The organism is Pseudoduganella dura, assembly GCF_009727155.1.
Lineage (GTDB): Bacteria > Pseudomonadota > Gammaproteobacteria > Burkholderiales > Burkholderiaceae_D > Rugamonas > Rugamonas dura.
This window is the reverse complement of record NZ_WNWM01000002.1, coordinates 698,765-715,242: the sequence shown is the minus strand read 5'-3', so window position 1 is coordinate 715,242 and position 16,478 is coordinate 698,765. Positions and strand designations below refer to the sequence as shown.

General features: G+C 57.7%; 14 protein-coding genes and 1 pseudogene. 7 read left to right on the top strand and 8 right to left on the bottom strand.

All coding sequences use genetic code 11. The features are described 5' to 3' along the window. Positions 1-275 precede the first annotated feature (275 nt). A pseudogene (locus GJV26_RS03295) lies at positions 276-1,525 on the bottom strand (IS256 family transposase). 35 nt (positions 1,526-1,560) lie between these two features. Then, positions 1,561-3,060: a cysteate racemase gene (gene cuyB, locus GJV26_RS03290; RefSeq protein WP_155707579.1), complete on the bottom strand. Its 1,500-nt coding sequence runs from the start codon at positions 3,058-3,060 to the stop codon at positions 1,561-1,563. A 143-nt stretch (positions 3,061-3,203) separates the two neighbouring features. Here cuyB and GJV26_RS03285 point away from each other — a divergent pair, with 143 nt between their 5' ends. Beyond that, on the top strand, positions 3,204-4,124 hold the full coding sequence (locus GJV26_RS03285) for a LysR family transcriptional regulator (protein ID WP_155707578.1): 921 nt from the start codon (positions 3,204-3,206) through the stop codon (positions 4,122-4,124). Positions 4,125-4,336: 212 nt separating this feature from the next. Here the strand turns inward: GJV26_RS03285 and GJV26_RS03280 are convergent, their stop codons facing one another. Continuing rightward, on the bottom strand, positions 4,337-5,275 hold the full coding sequence (locus tag GJV26_RS03280; protein ID WP_155712221.1) for an AraC family transcriptional regulator: 939 nt from the start codon (positions 5,273-5,275) through the stop codon (positions 4,337-4,339). Between the two features lie 169 nt (positions 5,276-5,444). On the opposite strand from GJV26_RS03280, the gene GJV26_RS03275 reads away from it, so the two are divergent. The 3 genes from GJV26_RS03275 to GJV26_RS03265 all read left to right on the top strand — a co-directional run bounded on the left by GJV26_RS03275 (position 5,445) and on the right by GJV26_RS03265 (position 8,222). Then, positions 5,445-6,473 (top strand): alpha/beta hydrolase, encoded by a 1,029-nt coding sequence (locus GJV26_RS03275; RefSeq protein WP_155707577.1) that lies wholly within the window; start codon positions 5,445-5,447, stop codon positions 6,471-6,473. 49 nt (positions 6,474-6,522) lie between these two features. Continuing rightward, complete coding sequence (locus tag GJV26_RS03270) at positions 6,523-7,587, top strand: NAD(P)-dependent alcohol dehydrogenase (protein ID WP_155707576.1); 1,065 nt, start codon at positions 6,523-6,525, stop codon at positions 7,585-7,587. An 86-nt stretch (positions 7,588-7,673) separates the two neighbouring features. After that, complete coding sequence (locus GJV26_RS03265) at positions 7,674-8,222, top strand: YbhB/YbcL family Raf kinase inhibitor-like protein (RefSeq protein ID WP_155707575.1); 549 nt, start codon at positions 7,674-7,676, stop codon at positions 8,220-8,222. 208 nt (positions 8,223-8,430) lie between these two features. Here the strand turns inward: GJV26_RS03265 and GJV26_RS29855 are convergent, their stop codons facing one another. The 3 genes from GJV26_RS29855 to GJV26_RS03250 are packed head-to-tail and all read right to left on the bottom strand — an operon-like array spanning position 8,431 to position 9,882. Continuing rightward, complete coding sequence (locus tag GJV26_RS29855) at positions 8,431-8,715, bottom strand: hypothetical protein (protein ID WP_216643106.1); 285 nt, start codon at positions 8,713-8,715, stop codon at positions 8,431-8,433. A 37-nt stretch (positions 8,716-8,752) separates the two neighbouring features. Continuing rightward, positions 8,753-9,493: an SDR family NAD(P)-dependent oxidoreductase gene (locus GJV26_RS03255; protein WP_155707574.1), complete on the bottom strand. Its 741-nt coding sequence runs from the start codon at positions 9,491-9,493 to the stop codon at positions 8,753-8,755. Between the two features lie 11 nt (positions 9,494-9,504). Further along, complete coding sequence (locus GJV26_RS03250; RefSeq protein ID WP_229419155.1) at positions 9,505-9,882, bottom strand: DoxX family protein; 378 nt, start codon at positions 9,880-9,882, stop codon at positions 9,505-9,507. Positions 9,883-10,009: 127 nt separating this feature from the next. Here GJV26_RS03250 and GJV26_RS03245 point away from each other — a divergent pair, with 127 nt between their 5' ends. Next, complete coding sequence (locus GJV26_RS03245; protein ID WP_155707573.1) at positions 10,010-10,405, top strand: winged helix-turn-helix transcriptional regulator; 396 nt, start codon at positions 10,010-10,012, stop codon at positions 10,403-10,405. A gap of 114 nt (positions 10,406-10,519) precedes the next feature. Further along, positions 10,520-10,783 (top strand): DUF475 domain-containing protein, encoded by a 264-nt coding sequence (locus GJV26_RS30050; protein ID WP_155707572.1) that lies wholly within the window; start codon positions 10,520-10,522, stop codon positions 10,781-10,783. A gap of 241 nt (positions 10,784-11,024) precedes the next feature. Here GJV26_RS30050 and GJV26_RS03235 read toward each other — a convergent pair whose 3' ends face one another. Next, positions 11,025-11,543, bottom strand: a complete 519-nt coding sequence (locus tag GJV26_RS03235; protein WP_260117446.1) for a tyrosine-type recombinase/integrase — start codon at positions 11,541-11,543, stop codon at positions 11,025-11,027. A gap of 57 nt (positions 11,544-11,600) precedes the next feature. Then, complete coding sequence (locus GJV26_RS03230) at positions 11,601-12,233, bottom strand: tyrosine-type recombinase/integrase (RefSeq protein WP_173346128.1); 633 nt, start codon at positions 12,231-12,233, stop codon at positions 11,601-11,603. Between the two features lie 1,000 nt (positions 12,234-13,233). Between GJV26_RS03230 and GJV26_RS03225 the strand changes: the two genes are divergently transcribed. Then, positions 13,234-16,422 (top strand): glycosyl hydrolase, encoded by a 3,189-nt coding sequence (locus GJV26_RS03225; protein WP_173346127.1) that lies wholly within the window; start codon positions 13,234-13,236, stop codon positions 16,420-16,422. Positions 16,423-16,478: the final 56 nt, after the last annotated feature.

Here is a 16,478-nt window from a genome sequence, read left to right as displayed (position 1 = left end):
GGTTGTCTGTAGGTCGGATTGATGTCGATCAGCGTGTCAGGTGCAAGTCTTGGAATGAGGGATCGGTTTGTCATGGAGCAGATGCCGCCGAAGAGCATCGCGTTCGCTTGATGCAGGAAGATCCGTGCATGGATGGATTATGCGGCCCGCCGTCGGCCATGATACTCAAAGTTGTGATTGTTTAATGAATATGGCCACATGCCTCATTGAGGCAACGGTTTAGTCCGCATTGGAGGACCTGTCAGGAATTATGTGTGCGGTGCCAGATTTCGTAGTTAGGTAATCGCGTTGGTGAATCGCTCGCCGAACATGATGGCGAACTGATTGGCAGCGAGCTTCCAGGTACGCGGCGCCATCTTCAGTCTTTCTCAATATTGCGCAAGGCCAGGAATAGCAGTTTGGTTGCAGCGTCATCGCTCGGAAAATGACCGCGGTTCTTGACGATCTTCCGAAGGCGCATATGTAGGCTCTCAATGACATTTGTGGCGTAGATGATTTTGCGCACCTCTGGCGGGTATGCGAAGAACGGGATCACCTGCTGCCACTGGCGTCGCCACATAGCTGCCACAGTGGGGAATTTGATGCCCCATGGACCGGCCGCAAACGCGTCCAGCGCAGCTTCGGCCGCCTCGGCGTTGACTGCCTGGTAGACAGGCTTAAGAGACGCTGCAAGCTCTTTGCGGCCCTTCCAGCTGGCAAGGGTCGTCGAGTTGCGGATCAGATGCACGATGCATGTCTGAATCTGCGCTTGCGGATACACGGCCTCGATGGCCTCGGGAAAGCCGCGCAAGCCGTCGACGACGGCGATCAGGATGTCTTTCAGGCAACGATTTTTCAATTCGTTAAAGACCTTCAGCCAGAACTTGGCACCTTCGGTTTGCTCGATCCACAGGCCCAAAACTTCCTTGCGGCCGTCGGCGCAAATGCCCAGTGCCAGATACACGGCTTTGTTCTTTACCGTGCCTTCGTCACGAATTTTCAAACGCAAGGCGTCGAAGTAGACAATTGGGTACATCGCTTCGAGCGGCCGCTGCTGCCACTGCGTGGCCTCCTCAAGCACTTCGTCGGTGATGGTAGAAATCAGATCGTGAGAAACCTCGGTGCCGTACAACTCGAGTAGATGTGCCTGGATCTCCCGCACGCTCATGCCGCGCGCTTACATGCTGATGACGTGATCGTCAAAGCCCGGCATGCGGCGCTGATGCTTGGCCACCAGCTTTGGCTCGAAGCTCGACAGGCGATCGCGCGGGATGTCCAGATTGAGCTCGCCGCCGGGCGTAAGCACCTTTTTCGGGCTACTGCCGTTTCGGTGGTTTTTGCTGCTTTCGACCTTGCTTGCCAGATGATGGCTCAACTCGGCAGACAGCATGCGCTCGGCCAGCATCTTCTTGAGCTGCCCGGCCAAGCCGTTTTCGCCAAGGATCGACTCAGCGTCCTTGTTCTCAACCTGAGCAAGCAACTGGCCGATCAACTCGACGGGGAATGGATATGCTGCTTTCTGTTTCTTCGGCTTTTTGGTGGTCATCACTTCGGTCATGGAATAGTTCTTTCGGCATTATTTCATGACCCCGTTTCACACAGAAAATCTGACAGGCTCACTGGCCCGCTCTGCTGATCTACTCCTTGTGAGCCGAGAGCAACACAGTGCTTTGCCAGAATCGCTGTTGGGTCCATTAGGACTACCGGCTTGCCAGCAACCTCAAAATTCAGTTGTTCCGGCAGGATTAAGGGCAGTTCTGTGCATCCGAGGATAACCACGGTGGCGCCCCGCTCAACAAGATACTCAAGCGCATTGACTAATAACTGCCTACACCTTCCTTCGGTGCACCCAGCCTTGACACCATCAATCGCATAGATCGCTTCCATTACCATTGCTTGATGCTCGCTGTCTGGCACAATGAGCTCAAACGCGCTTCCATGCGCAGCGTCGTGGTATACACCGCTTGTTATAGTACCCGATGTCGCCAACAAACCTATTTTCTTATGCCCCGCATAATGATTGGAAATATGGCGAACGGTTTCCGACAACATGTTAACAATAGGGATCGACAGGCTGGGTTGTATGCGCGCAATATACGCATGGGCAGTATTACAGGGCATTGCAACTGCACTTGCACCATTTGCCTCGAGTCGCTTGCATGCAGAATATAACGCCAAGGTCGGGTCTGCGCCGTCGCCAATGAGATTAGCTGTGCGGTCGGGTATTTGTGGATTATGATCGACGATAAGACAAAGATGATCCTGGTCTCGCTCGGCGCAAGTACTGCGCACGATTTTTTTCATGAAGTCAACAGTAGCGGCCGGGCCAATGCCACCCACGATGCCGAGCTTGAATTTTGGCGCCCGGTAGAGGTTCCGATGGGCCAATGAAAAATCGACGTAGACTTGGTGCGCGTCGATGATCGGTAGTCCACGCTCTGCCAACGTAGACGCAACGGCCGCAATCTCACTAATGCCCGGAATGATGACCTGTGCTCCGTGCTCAATGAGTTCATTGCAGGCCAGGTGGAGTTGGCCTATGGCGTCGTTGTTCTGTTCTGTCAGCAGGCCGTGCGTTCCGTAAATTGCCGGGACAACCCAGTCTTGATGGGTTTTCCTCGGGACGAAGTGCAGCGTCTTGCCTGGAAAATAGCGCTCAAACAGAGCCTTTTCACGAACATAGCTCGTGCAAAGGATGCCGAGACGTTGCGGATTGCCGATCCTTTCAACATGCTGCACCAAAGCTGTCATCATGTTCAAGATAGGAACCCGCATCTCAGCCTGCAACTCGTCCATGAAAGTGTGACTGATATAGCATGGAAGCATTACTGCTTCGGCCTGACACTGGGCAAGAAGATTAATCGTATCGTAAAGATACAATGCCCGCTGGCCGGCATCGGCTGGCTCAAGATTGCTTCCCAGGGGCCGAACAAACTGTTGCTGCTCCAGCGTAAGGCGATACCGGTCGGTCTCTCCTCGGATCGCGAGGGCTTTGACAAGCTTGTTGTAGAGATCCGCACTAGCGAGTCGGCCAAGCCCACCGATGACGGCAAGGTGGCGTGGATAAGTATTCTGTGTCATGGCGCTTCAAATCATTTTTCGTTCAACACAAGATAATCCATCTTAAGCCAAGAGTTATGCATTTCAGCGATGGCAGTATGCCTTTTGGGAATACTGGCTTTAGTCGAACGCCTTATACTTAAGGACGTAACGAGGGCTGAGCAATGGACATCAAATGGCTGGAAGACTTCCTGAGTCTGGTACAAACACGAAATTTTTCGCGCTCAGCACAGGAGCGCAGTGTTACCCAATCTGCACTGAGTCGCCGCATTCAGGCTCTAGAGGCTTGGGTAGGCGCTGATCTTGTCGATCGCAGCACGTATCCGTTGGCCTTGACGCCCGCGGGCAAGCTATTTAGTGCTTCAGCAAGTGAAGCAATGCGCCTGCTAAACGACACACGAGCGATGTTACGGGGGCAGGAGACGGACGATCATATCTTACGGGTGTCAGCCGGCCATGCTCTGTCGCTCAACTTTTTCCCCGACTGGCTAGGTTCAGTGCAGTCTTGGTACGGGCCTCTGCGCGCGCGCATCCTTCCGACCAACGTTCACGATTCAGTGCTGTCTCTGGTGGAAGGCAACTGTGACTTGCTGTTGTGTTATCACCATGCAGAGCTACCAGTTGAACTCGATGCAAAACGCTTTGAGTACCTTGTATTGGGTGTGGAAACCGTAATGCCCGTCACTGTGCCAAACCGGGCAGGGTCGCCTACGTTCGCTCTGCCAGGTAGCAAAGCGAGGCCCATACCGCATCTAACGTACACAGCAACGTCGTTTTTCGGTCGCGTCGTCCAGCGAATTCAATCTCGCGCGGCGCAACCTGCCTGCCTTGAAACTTGCTATGAAAGCGATCTTGCAGAACTATTAAAAACCATGGCATTGGCAGGACGCGGCTTGGCCTGGCTGCCTGAGAGTTGCATTGCCAGCGAGCTAGGAGAAGGCAAGCTGGTTCGCTCCGGTGGCGAGCAGTGGACCATGCGGCTGGAAATCCGTTTGTTCCGTGCCATCAATCATCGCAAGCCAATGCTAGACAAGCTCTGGGAGAACTTCGATAACGGTAAGCGATCCACTGATCCAGTTGAGTAGTTTGGCTTACGCGACGCCCCTTGCAGCGGCACGCTGTGCTGCCAACGTGCTTGACCGCGTTGCATGTCCGTGCGGGCGAGCTACGCTGGCTGGACGTACATCACTTGATATCCCAGCTCCAGACCTAGTTCGGCCAGCAGCGTAATGGCTCGTCATCACGCGTTCAGCAAGCTTCTTGCTTCATCTAATCAAAATTGCATTGCGCCGGGATATCATTTCTTTTCACTCTGTTCGTGCATACCCCTAAGCGCTGCAATGTCCCGTTTGGGTGGTATGCCAAATAAACGGTTGTATTCTCGGCTGAACTGCGATGGGCTTTCATAGCCAACTTTGAACGCCGCCCGCGACACGTCCAAGTGCTCATTCAGCATCAAACGTCTCGCCTGGGTTAGCCGTAGCCACTTCTGATACTGCAAGGGACTCATCGCTGTTAGTTGTCGAAAGTGCTGGTTGAAAGTCGGCATGCTCATTTGCACGTGGGTAGCAAGTTCCTCGACACGAAGTGGCAAAGCGTAGTTCAGCTTGAGCCAGTCAATTGCCTTTGCGATGCGATAGCCTTGCCCACCGACGGATGCGATTTGATGCAGCTTGGGCGCCTGGTCGCTGGTCAGAACCCGATAATGGATTTCTCGCTGAATAAGTGGTGCAAGCGTTGAAATTGCCTCTGGCTCGTCGAGCAGTGATAGCAGCCTATCGAACGGCCGCAGGATGGTTGGCGTCGCGTCGCCGATGCCAATGCTTGCACCCGAAGCGCGATCACGCCGGGGTAGGTAATTTCCTTGCGAAATCAGGTCAGTCACAATTCGCAGGTCTAGCTTGAGCGTGAGTCCGACGCATGGCGCCTTAGCGCTGGCCATGACGACTTCCGAATCCGCCGGTAGCTCCAACGAGGTGATGAGAAACCGTGACGTGTCATAGAGATAAGCCTGTCCACCAAGCCATAGCTGCTTGGCGCCTTGTGCTACCAGCACAATGCTGGGCTCAACCATGCAAATCGTCGGAGATGCGGGCGCTTCGCGTCGAAAGAATGTGAGCCCGTCTATCGCGGTGGCGAAATCGCCCGGTCCGTCAGTGTGGGTGTCGATCACTCTTGCTAACCTCGCCAAGAGAGTCGCAGCTCCATCAATTTCAAGAGGAGTAAGTACAGTCATATTTATCTTTGCCTTTCCGATCATGACTCTAATCTCCTGCGAGGCGCTTGACTACAGCGCTGGAGCATATTCATCGGATTAGGCAAGAAAGGCAGCGAAATGCTGCACATTAAAGCATGGGAAGGCGGGAAAATTCACCTGTTATTCGTTCTCTCCAAAGGATTTTCTGATGAAAAAACTAATGCTGGCCTTCGGGCTTTTGATTGCATCACTCACTGCCACAGGAGCCAATATGTCAAACGGCGCAGATAATTTTTACACGAGCGACAAGGTAACTACTCAAAAGGTCACCTTCAAGAACCAATATCAAATGAATGTCGTGGGCAACCTCTTTGTTCCCCAAAACGTTGATACCAAAGCAAGGAACCCAGCGATCATCGTTGGTCACCCAATGGGGGCAGTGAAGGAGCAGAGTGCTAACCTTTATGCACAGAAGCTTGCCGAGCAGGGCTTTGTGACACTAGCGATCGATCTATCGTTTTGGGGCGAGAGCGAAGGCCTGCCGCGCAATGCCGTTGCACCTGAAATGTACACGGAATCCTTCAATGCGGCAGTCGATTTTCTGGGCACACGTTCATTCGTTGACCGCGGGCGAATCGGTGTGCTGGGCATCTGCGGCAGCGGTAGCTTCGCCATCAGCGCCGCCAAGGTAGATCCGCGGCTGAAGGCCATCGCTACGGTCAGTATGTATGACATGGGCACGGTTACCCGCAGCGGTCTGGGCAAGGGGCAATCGCTTGAGCAGCGCAAAGCCATGCTGGCCGCAGCGGCCGAACAGCGTTACGTGGAGTTCAGCGGCGGCGCTACCAGGTGGGTCAACTACCTGCCGCTACAGTTGCCGGCCGATGCAGACGCAATTCGCCGTGAGTTTTACGATTACTACCGCACACCACGTGGTCAGGCGATTCCTGAAGGCCGCACCCTGGAGCTGACGCAGAACCGTCCAATCTCAAGCGAAGCGAAGTTTGTGAACTTCTACCCATTCGACGACATCGAAACGATCTCGCCGCGCCCGATGTTGTTTATCACTGGGTCGGAAGCGCATTCCCGCGAGTTTAGCGAAGATGCTTATAAGCGGGCCGGGCAACCTAAAGAATTATTCATCGTGCCAGGTGCGGGCCACGTCGATCTCTATGATCGCGTGAACCTGATTCCGTTCGGTAAGCTAACTGAGTTCTTCAAGACTAATCTGAAGTAATTGCCGTCCGCCCCGCTAACCATAGCGGGACCAATTTTCAAGGATCATCATGGAAACTTACGCGTATGCCGCAACTGCGGCTGACAAACCACTGACACCGTTCTCTTTCGAGCGCCGCTCATTACGCGGCAACGACGTGGCGATCGAAATCCTATACTGCGGTGTTTGTCACTCGGACTTGCATACTGCCCGCAACGACTGGTCATGGACTAACTACCCGATCGTAGTCGGGCACGAAATCGTCGGCAAGGTGATCTCGGTGGGACCTGACGTCACGCGCCACAAGGTCGGCGACCATGTCGCCGTGGGAACCATGGTCGATAGTTGCCAACACTGCGATCAATGCCACAAGGGTGAAGAACAGCTTTGTCGTGACGGCAATACCCAGACCTTTGCCGGCGCTGACCGGATCACTGGCGAGCCGACGATGGGGGGGTACGCGAAGCACATCGTGGTACGCGAAGAATTCGTGCTACATGTGCCAGCCGGACTCGATCTCGCCAAAGCGGGTCCGCTGCTATGTGCGGGCGCGACCACCTATTCGCCAATGCGGACCTGGAACGTCGGTCCCGGCAGCCGCGTGGGTGTCATTGGCATGGGAGGCCTTGGTCACATGGCCATCAAGCTCGCAGTTGCGCTGGGCGCGCGTGTCACCGTACTGAGCCGGTCGGCCAGTAAGCAAAGCGATGCCAGTGAACTTGGCGCTGATCATTTCCTTATCTCGGGGGATGTTCCCGCTATGGAGAAAGCCGCCTCCTCGTTTGATCTCATCATCGATACGGTGCCGACCAAGCACGATCTCACGCCCTATCTGCCACTACTCGATGTGGATGGAACCTTGTGCGTGGTCGGGCAGATCGGTCCATTAGACGAGCTTAATAGCCTGCCACTTTTGTTGGGACGCCGCCGGATCGCCGGCTCGGCTATCGCGGGCATTGCGCAGACACAGGAGATGCTGGATTTTTGCGCCCGTATGAATGTTCTGCCGGAGGTCGAGATGATTCGGATCGACCAAATTAACGAAGCCTTTGAGCGGCTAGAGCGTTCGGACGTGCGTTACCGTTTCGTGATCGACATGTCAACGCTGACGGAGTCGCATTCAGTCTCAGCATAGGACGAGAGACCGCATTGTCGTGTGGTCACCACAAACTTGTCCACAATTCATAGCCGTGCATTTTTACTTTCAGCGAGCCAAATCTTATGACGAGATTGATTTTTAGCTTTGCCTTGTCGGTTTTCTCCTTGTCCACCCATGCGCAAGAATTCCGACTGAACAGCGCCGATATACAACATGGTAAGCAGGTGAAGGATGCTTATGTTTTGAATGGATCCGGCTGCTCAGGAAAGGATGTGTCACCGAAGCTTTCATGGTCTGGAGAGCCAGAGTCAACAAAGAGCTTTGCTGTCACCATGTTCGATTCGGATGCGCCAACAGGTAGCGGCTGGTGGCACTGGACAGTTGTCAATATACCTCGGAATGTTCACAGCCTGGCACGAGATGCCGGCAACAAGAGCGGCGCGAACGTCCCCTCGGGCGCACTACAGGGGCGTACCGATTTTGGCAGACCGGGCTACGGGGGGCCATGTCCGCCGGCTGGCGATAAAACTCATCACTATCATTTTAAAGTCTGGGCCCTCAAGGTCGAACGAGTACCGATAAATAGCGAATCGAGTGGTGCCATGGTCGGCTACATGCTGAACACAAACAGCGTCGGGACTGCCGAGTTGGTGCCTGTCTCCGAACGATAAGCAGGAAAGCTTTAATCGCGTGGGTATCGGTAATGGTTGGGAACCGCAACTGGGCCACTGCGGATGGCGCGTTATCGAACTGTTCGCCATGCTGGCAACTGCCCTTTGCCTATGGCACGGACCGAGGCCCACAGTGGGTCTGCCGGTTCGAAGATTCCGCTGATGTGGTGACGCGCCAGTGGCCCTTCGCGATTATCAGGCGACAGGCTCAGCTGCGAAGACGTCGAACGAAATCAGCGATAGCAGCGCCGACCTCATCGGGCGCTGTCTCCTGGATGTAATGGCCGCCCTCGACTGTTACTTCGGTCTGGTTGGGTCCTTTGAGATGTGGCATGACGTTGCGCCAAAGATAGGACGAGGTTGGGTTACCATGCTGGAACAGGATTGTTTGGCCTTCTCCCTCATCGATATATGCCATTTTGTGAGCATGAATATCGAGATATTTCTTGGTGGCGAAAGGGCGCTCGGATGAGCTGGTTGCATTGTGTATCATATTTTTTCCATTACTTAGCGGTATCTGTGGCCCTTGCTCAGCGCGCGGCGTCAATGACCATTCCACCATCGGGTGTGAGGCTGTAGCCCGTGATGAACTGAGCATCCTTGGTCGCGAGGAACAGGACGACTGGTGCTACATCCTCCTCCGGCGATCCATAGCGGGAAAGTGCGTTGGCCGGCGGAGGCATGCCCGCTGCGCCCCATGTGTCGGCAACCGGTAGAACGTTGTTCACGGTGATCTTGTCTGGCCCCCACTCGCGCGCTGCAGACCGGGTCAGTGCACGCACAGCTTCTTTCGCCATGTTGTATGGGCCATAGTCAACCATGCCAAGAATTCCCGCCAGCGAGGCAAAGTTAATGACGCGGCCTTCGCCGCTGGCCTTGAGGTGGGGGTAGCAAGCCTGCATCGTCCTTAGGTAAGCAATCGGGCCCATCTCAAAATTGCGTTGCAGTTGCTCGACCGATAGATCGAGAATCGACGACGAGACAGCGGACGGATCGAAAGCATTGTTTACGAGAATATCGATGTGACCCCAGGTATTCGCCACCCTGTCCACAGCGCTTTTTATTTGGTCTGCATCGCCTATGTTGCAGCGCACGCCGATGGCCGTCCCGCCAGCTGCCTCAATGTCGGCCACGACCGCATCGATATTCACCTGCGTCAACGAAAGTACCGCTACCTTCGCTCCTTCGGTGGCGAAAAGCTTCGCTGTTGCGCGGCCGATACCGCGGCCGGCGCCGACGACGATTGCTACTTTTCCATTAAGTCGTGTCATAAATTCTTCCTTCAGTTAAGGGATGCTTGGATGTTTGTCAGGCCCGATGCATAGGGCGACGGGAGTTCGCGAGCCACGTTTTGCGTTGCGAATGAGAGGACCAACAGGAAGAGTCCAATAGCTGCTGGAGTCGCGCCTTCAGCCTTGCGAACACCTAGGTGCGCTAGCCCTGACAGGATCAGGTGATAGAACATGCCGGCATATGCGAGATCACTGAGCGCCACATTGAAATGCAACAGAATCGCCGCAGGACCAAGGATCTTTACTACGATCATGAAGGGCACAAGGTTGGAGGCGGAGTAGCCCAACTCCGCTTGCACTTTTCGGACAAATGCGCGCTTGGTAATGTACATAAAGGCCGATGCCAAGTAGAGCAGCGACAGCAGCATGGTACTGATCCAATACGTGTATGTGGCGACCATAAAATTTTTCCAGTCAAGTGTTTTGGTTCGATATGCAGCGAGGTTATCGACTAACATGAATACTTACAAGTAGGATGAAAAAATGGGGCTTAGTATGGAAAAGAAGACTAATGCGGAAGTTCAGGTCAATATGCATGAGGAGATGCGCCGGGCTTTTTCCCTGCTCTCAGGTAAATGGAAACTTGAGATCATGTGGCTGCTTAACCAGCGTCTATACCGGTTCGGGGAGCTACGCAAAGAGATTCCAGGAATCACCCAGCATATGTTGACGGCTCAGCTTCGGGAACTGGAGGCTGATGGTCTGGTATTGCGTACGGTCTTCGCGGAAGTGCCACCGCGAGTCGAATACGAAATCACACAGAAGGCCCGTGGGCTTGGGCCGACGATGGAGGCGCTCACTGCCTGGTGGAGCGAATACGGCCAAAGCGTGCCGGAAAAGCCATCCATGCGTGGTCGCAAAGCCAAGGCAGCGAGTTCGAAGCTAGGGTGATTTCTGCGGGCCCTCAGGACGCAGACGCTCCTCCTGATACGATGGCCTATTGAACCAATTCGAGGTTGTCCGGGCGTCAGAATGAGTGTCCGGCGCGAGGAAAATGCCCTATAAATGGGAGCGGCGGAATCCGGTGGCAAGATGGGCGATATTTTCAAGCGCGGCTGCATCAACGACTTCATGTACTTGGTGGTGCTGGGTGCCTCGTTCTCGTTCGATGGCGTGATCGTTGCGTTCGCAATTACCAAAGACGTCGTGATCATCATGCTGGGCTTGGCGATCGACACGATGTACATCCGCTCGATGCCCCCTACCTTGTTGGCAAGGACACGTTTGACGGGTATGTCGAAGCGCTCAGGCAATCGTTCCAATGCCTGAGTTGAAAGCGGTGCGTCCCACTCGAAACATCTCACCGTATTCGGCCAGCAGGCCGCCTGTTCGTTGCGCTTAGCCGTACGGGTTTTGACAGACAACTGGCGCACCCAATGCAGTTCCAGCACTGCTAGCTGGGCCCCTGTAACCTGCGCCGCCTTAACGTCTGGCTGTCGAGCCACGCGCCGATATGCATACGGATGCTGTCAAACTCCTTTAGTATCCGAATTCATCCCGAGCTCAATGTTCACAATTGGCAGTACTCAGCCCATGCGAACATCAGCTCACGGCGTTTATCAAAAAGATCACTGCGAAAATATGCCACTTCGATCGCATCTTTGAGCAGATGTGCCAATGCTGCCTCGCATACCTCTGCCGGAAAGCTTGTCTGCTCGGCAGCCCAATCCCGAAATGTGGAACGGAAGCCATGCATCGTGAATTCCATGCCGAGCCGCCGCAGTTGCATCGTAAAAACCATATCGCTGTGCGCTTTCGCGGATGGGGTAGGGAATACCAGATTGGTTGGTCGAGCATCTTTTTGCAAGCGGTTTGCTGCGCGCTCGCGCAGAATCTCCAGTGCCCGAACTGAAAGGGGAATCCGATGTTCCACCTTGGCCTTCATGCGTGACGCCGGAATTGTCCACCTGCCTTTTTCCAGGTCAAATTCCTGCCAGATCGTTCTCCGGACCATGCCGGTTCTTGACGCAGTCAGGATTGTAAATTCCATGGCCAGCTTGACGCAGCTTGACGCGCCGCACGCCCGGATGGTTTGAATGACCGTGCCGACCTGCTCATATGGGCACGGTGCAAAACGCTTCGGCTTTCACACATCCTTGGTGCGAGGCAGGGAAAGCGTAATCTGGTTCCACAGGTGGGGATCCTGAGTGGTGCGAACATCCCGCGCGGACGCCCAGTCGGGGATCGCCTTGATGCGTTGGCGAATCCGGGAAGCAGTCTCGTGGCGGATGAGCCAGATTGGTTCCAGAACCGCCAGGATATCGGCCTTGTCGACATCGTTGACGTCCATGTCGCCGAGCACCGGAAAGGCATGCGCCGTCAGAGAATCAATCCACTGTTTTCCATGCTTCGGATTGCGCCATCCCGTGCTATGCGTCGCGTGGTATTCAATGGCGCACTCGCGGAAGGTGCGGGTCTTGCGAACAGCATCCGCAGCCTGCAGACGTTGCGCATCCCGGTGTACGATCGGATCGATGCCATGGAGGAGCAGCTGGCGACACCGGCGCGTCTCTTCACGTGCCAGCGCAAGTGGCCTGTCCAGCACTGAACCAAGCCCCATTTCACGTGATCGCCCGTGCATCCTGAAGAAAAACGCCCAGGACTTGCTGCCACCCGGTGCTACGCGCAAATAGAGCCCGTCGCCGTCGGCATAATAGCCAGGAATTTTCTCGGCGTTGATGCTCAACGCTGTTAAGGCCAGCCTGCGCTGCCTGTCCATTTCTCGCCCCCAATTTGCCCCCCAATGCATGCGAGCTTCTAGTGTATTTCCGGATTCGTCCGGAGACGCCTCATCTACAATCAATCGGCGTTTTCATAGGAGACCGCACCGTTCGGAGACGCTCAGAGCTTTCGGTAGATCCTGGATGAGCAGACGCCGCCTCCGCCAGAACAAGAGAAAATGACTTCCCCAGCGGGATGTCATTTTTTTTTGTCTGGACGAATCGGCGGTGGGATTCGAAGCCAACGCGCCTGCAGGCGCGGGAACTCTCCGAATCGCCCGTTTGCTGACGCGTCAGCGCCAGCGTTGCCTCCGCCAAGCATGCAGAAGAAAGGTCCCACAGTGTGGGCTTTTTTTCGTCTGTCCTACGGAAAAGGCTCGATCCACTGTCCAGCATTGTCCGGCTGACTCCGCCATTACTCACGCATGAAAGGTGGGTAGAAAGGCGGGTAGGATTTCCCGCTTGCATGAACGATCAATATCGAGATAAAAACGATACCAACGTCTTCGGCATTTTGCCAACCAATACTGCCGTTACCCGCCGCTGAATCTTGCAACAGGTTCCTGCCACCCAGTCGCGGTGCCCAGCTGCATATTGACGGCCGTACTGTCGGATCAAATCGACATGATCCTTATATGATGATTCCTGCTATCAACCAAGGGCAGTCAAGCCAGTTCGGCTGGCTCACGCTACTTGGGTCCCCTTGAGAGCTGGAGCAACTCAATTCAGCTGATGAGACAATCAAAGCACTGAGAATCTGTATCGTGGTCGGATCGCTGTCGAGCTCGCCGGGTATATTGAGCGGTTCAGTGCCTGACGAACGAGGAGATGGTGCGTATGGACTTGCGCAGATTAGTGACACGCCGTGACTTCCTTGCCGGTAGCGGCGCCTCCGTGGCACTCGCCTTCGTACCGGCATGCGCCGTTGGACCGCGTCCATCGGGCCGCCAGGCGGACCATTCCCATGACACCATTTCGCCAGGTTTTGCCGAAGCGCCGATGGACGCCCGTCCACGCATTTGGTGGTTCTGGGGCGAATCAACCACGACGGATGAGGGCATCACCCGCGATCTCGAATCATATCGCCGCGTCGGCTTTGGTGGCGTCGTCCTCTACGAGCAAGTGTTCAGGGCTGCTGCCGACTCACTGGCGAGCCTGACGCCGCAATGGCTGGCACGGGTGCGCCATGCGGCCGCCGAATGCGCCCGCCTCGGACTCGCGCTGGAAATCAATGTCGGCAATGGCTACGTCGCCGGCGGTCCGTGGATCACGCCCGATCTCGGCATGCAGCGGCTGGTGTTCTCCGAAACGTTGGTGACGAGCGGCACGTCGCACCGGCTGGCGCAGCCGGAGACGGTGCTCGATTACTACCGTGATGTGGCCTGCCTGGCTTACCCGGCCCCGGCCGGAACCGACCCGTTGCCGATTCCCATCCGCACGTCCAACAGCCCCGGCATCGACCTCGACCTGCTGTTCGCGCAGGATGCGGGCCGTCGCAAGGTGCGCATCGCGCCGCAGCCGGACAACGCCCCCGTGCTCGTCGAGCTCGACTATGGCACACAGGTCACGGTGCGCAGCCTGAGCTATGCACAGCGCAAGGTGCTGAAGGCCCCGGTGATCGCGACGCAGGTGCCGGGCCGATGGGGGCCGGACGCGCTGGGGCAAGGCATGCGCCCGCTCCCGTCCCTCGGCACTCTGCAGGCCAGCGACGACGGTGCCGACTGGCGCGACGTGGTCGAACTGCGGGCCATGGGATACCAGCACGACCGCTGGGACACGCTCACCGTGTCGTTCGCGGCCGTAACTGCGCGGTATTTCCGCCTGACGCTCCACGGGTGGCCGCGTGCGCTCGCCGGCAGCGACGGCGACCTGTTGATTGGCAGCGTGACCTTGCGCGGATCGGCGCGGATCGACCGCTGGGAAAGCAAGTCGGGCAACTTCGCCGATTTTGCCGATCCCGATCGCACGCCGCCCTATGGCCCGGGCGAGGTCGTGGACCCAGGCGCGATTGTCGACCTGACGGGGCGGCTTGGCACCGATCGCTCGCTGGCGTGGACGCCGCCGCCCGGCCGGTGGATCATCCTGCGGCTGGGGCACACACCCACGGGCGTGCGCGTCAAGCACGCCGCGCCCGGCCCGGCGGGACTCGAATGCGACAAATTGAGCGCGCAGGCGGCACGGGTGCAGTTCGATCATTATGTGGCACCGATCCTGGCCGCAGTTCGCCAGGTCCCGGGGGCACGCGTCGAGGGCATCGGCATCGACAGCGCGGAATACGGCTCGCAGAACTGGACGCCGGATTTCCTCGCCCAGTTCGCGAAGCGGCGAGGCTACGACCTGCGGTGCTGGCTGCCGCTGATGGCCGGCATTCCGATCGGCAGCGCCGACCTGAGCGACCGGGTATTGTTCGACATCCGGCGTACGATCGCCGACCTGCTGAGCGACGAACATTTCGGCGCCTTCACGGCGCTTGCCAATGCCAACGGCATGGCGGTGACGGCGCAGGCGCCCGGCATCGCCACCTGCATGCCAAGCGATAACATCCAGGCCAAGGGGCGGGTCGACGTGCCGATGGGCGAGTTCTGGGTCAACCGGTTCGGCGGCGAAGGCCAGCCCGAAGGCACGATGGATTGCCGCGAGGCGGCCAGCGCAGCGCACCTGTATGGCAGGAACATCGTCGCCGCCGAAGCTTTCACGGGCAGCCCGGCGCACGTCCATCCCGCGATGCTGAAGCCCTTCGCCGATGCGGCCTTCGTCAACGGCGTGAACCGCATCGTGGTCCTGGCAGGGAATCACCAGCCCTACGACGACCGCCGCAAGCCGGGTGTTACGGAAGACAAGTTCTTCCTGCCGTACCAGCGCCACAACACCTGGTGGGAACAGGGCGCGGGATTCTGGCACATGCTGGGCCGCGCGTCGTTCATGCTGCGCCAGGGCCGTCCCGTCGTCGACCTGCTGTACCACCTGGGCAGCGATACGCCACTGAAGATCGCCACCGCGCGCATGCGGCCGGCTCCGCCGTCCGGCTACGACTATGACGTGTGCGGCGACGAGGAGTTGCTGCGCGCCCGCGCCGACCGTGGCGAACTGGCCACGCCGGGTGGAATGCGCTATCCGGTCCTGGTGCTCGCTGGTGGCGATGCGGTAACGCTGGCCGTGGCGCGGCACGTGCTGGGCCTGGTGCGGCAGGGCGTCCGCATCATTGCACCGGTCCGGTGGCGGCGAACGCCCGGTTTCGCGGAGCACCCGTTGCAGGCCGATCTGGCCGCGATCGCCGATGAACTGTGGGGACCCGGCCCACAGTCCAGGCACGGTATGCGCAGCGTGGGCGCGGGCGTGGTGGCATGGGGCGATCAACCGGACGCCATCCTGGCGGCATTCGGCATCGGCAAGGATTTCGAAGCCGTCGGCCTGGAGCGGCGCGATGTGCTGCACATTCACCGCCATGCGGGCGACATGCATATCTACTTCGTCGCCAACCACCTCGACCGGCCGCTCGCCTTCGACGCGCTGTTCCGGCATGGCGGATCGGTGGCACAGGTCTGGGATCCCGACACGGGACGCCGGTGGACGCTGCCGGACGCACGGCCTGCAGGACCCGGCACGCTGGTAGCCCTGCGGCTGGAGCGGCATGGTTCCGCATTCGTCGTCTTCGGCGCGAGTCCCACCGCGGCGGGCGGGCCAATGCCCCTGGTCAGCGACCTCGGCATATGGCGCACGCTTGCCGGGCCGTGGCAACTGCGCTTCGACCCGGCATGGGGCGGCCCCGCACGACTGCTCCTGCCTGCCCTTGTCTCCTGGACCGCGCTGGCATCGCATGGTGCACGGCATTATTCGGGCACGGCAAGCTACCACAAGCAGATCACGCTGCCGCGGTTGCCGGAGGGCCCGGTATGGCTCGACCTGGGCCAGGTCGAAGTGGCGGCAACGGTGCTCGTCAACGGCACGCTTGCCGCCACGCTGTGGCGTCCTCCCTACGCCTGCGACGTTGCCCGCCATCTGCAGCGCGGCACCAATCGGCTGGAAATCCGCGTCACGAACCTGTGGGCGAATCGGCTGATCGCCGATGCCGGGCTCGCGCCGGAGGAACGCGTGTCATGGGCAACGTTCAATCCGTACAGTGCCGGGGATACGCTGCTGCCCTCCGGATTGCTCGGGCCGGTCACGCTGCGGCGGGCAACGCCATGACTTCGCCAGCGCATGGGGGCGGCCGGGCACGACGACGGGCGAAGCAGGCCTGGTGG

What these genes read in the sequence shown, in the direction of transcription:
- cuyB (WP_155707579.1), bottom strand. Translation starts at nt 3,060, where the DNA reads ATGACACAGAATACTTATCCACGCCACCTTGCCGTCATCGGTGGGCTT.
- GJV26_RS03285 (WP_155707578.1), top strand. Translation starts at nt 3,204, where the DNA reads ATGGACATCAAATGGCTGGAAGACTTCCTGAGTCTGGTACAAACACGA.
- GJV26_RS03280 (WP_155712221.1), bottom strand. Translation starts at nt 5,275, where the DNA reads ATGACTGTACTTACTCCTCTTGAAATTGATGGAGCTGCGACTCTCTTG.
- GJV26_RS03275 (WP_155707577.1), top strand. Translation starts at nt 5,445, where the DNA reads ATGAAAAAACTAATGCTGGCCTTCGGGCTTTTGATTGCATCACTCACT.
- GJV26_RS03270 (WP_155707576.1), top strand. Translation starts at nt 6,523, where the DNA reads ATGGAAACTTACGCGTATGCCGCAACTGCGGCTGACAAACCACTGACA.
- GJV26_RS03265 (WP_155707575.1), top strand. Translation starts at nt 7,674, where the DNA reads ATGACGAGATTGATTTTTAGCTTTGCCTTGTCGGTTTTCTCCTTGTCC.
- GJV26_RS29855 (WP_216643106.1), bottom strand. Translation starts at nt 8,715, where the DNA reads ATGATACACAATGCAACCAGCTCATCCGAGCGCCCTTTCGCCACCAAG.
- GJV26_RS03255 (WP_155707574.1), bottom strand. Translation starts at nt 9,493, where the DNA reads ATGACACGACTTAATGGAAAAGTAGCAATCGTCGTCGGCGCCGGCCGC.
- GJV26_RS03250 (WP_229419155.1), bottom strand. Translation starts at nt 9,882, where the DNA reads ATGCTGCTGTCGCTGCTCTACTTGGCATCGGCCTTTATGTACATTACC.
- GJV26_RS03245 (WP_155707573.1), top strand. Translation starts at nt 10,010, where the DNA reads ATGGAAAAGAAGACTAATGCGGAAGTTCAGGTCAATATGCATGAGGAG.
- GJV26_RS30050 (WP_155707572.1), top strand. Translation starts at nt 10,520, where the DNA reads ATGGGAGCGGCGGAATCCGGTGGCAAGATGGGCGATATTTTCAAGCGC.
- GJV26_RS03230 (WP_173346128.1), bottom strand. Translation starts at nt 12,233, where the DNA reads ATGGACAGGCAGCGCAGGCTGGCCTTAACAGCGTTGAGCATCAACGCC.
- GJV26_RS03225 (WP_173346127.1), top strand. Translation starts at nt 13,234, where the DNA reads ATGGACGCCCGTCCACGCATTTGGTGGTTCTGGGGCGAATCAACCACG.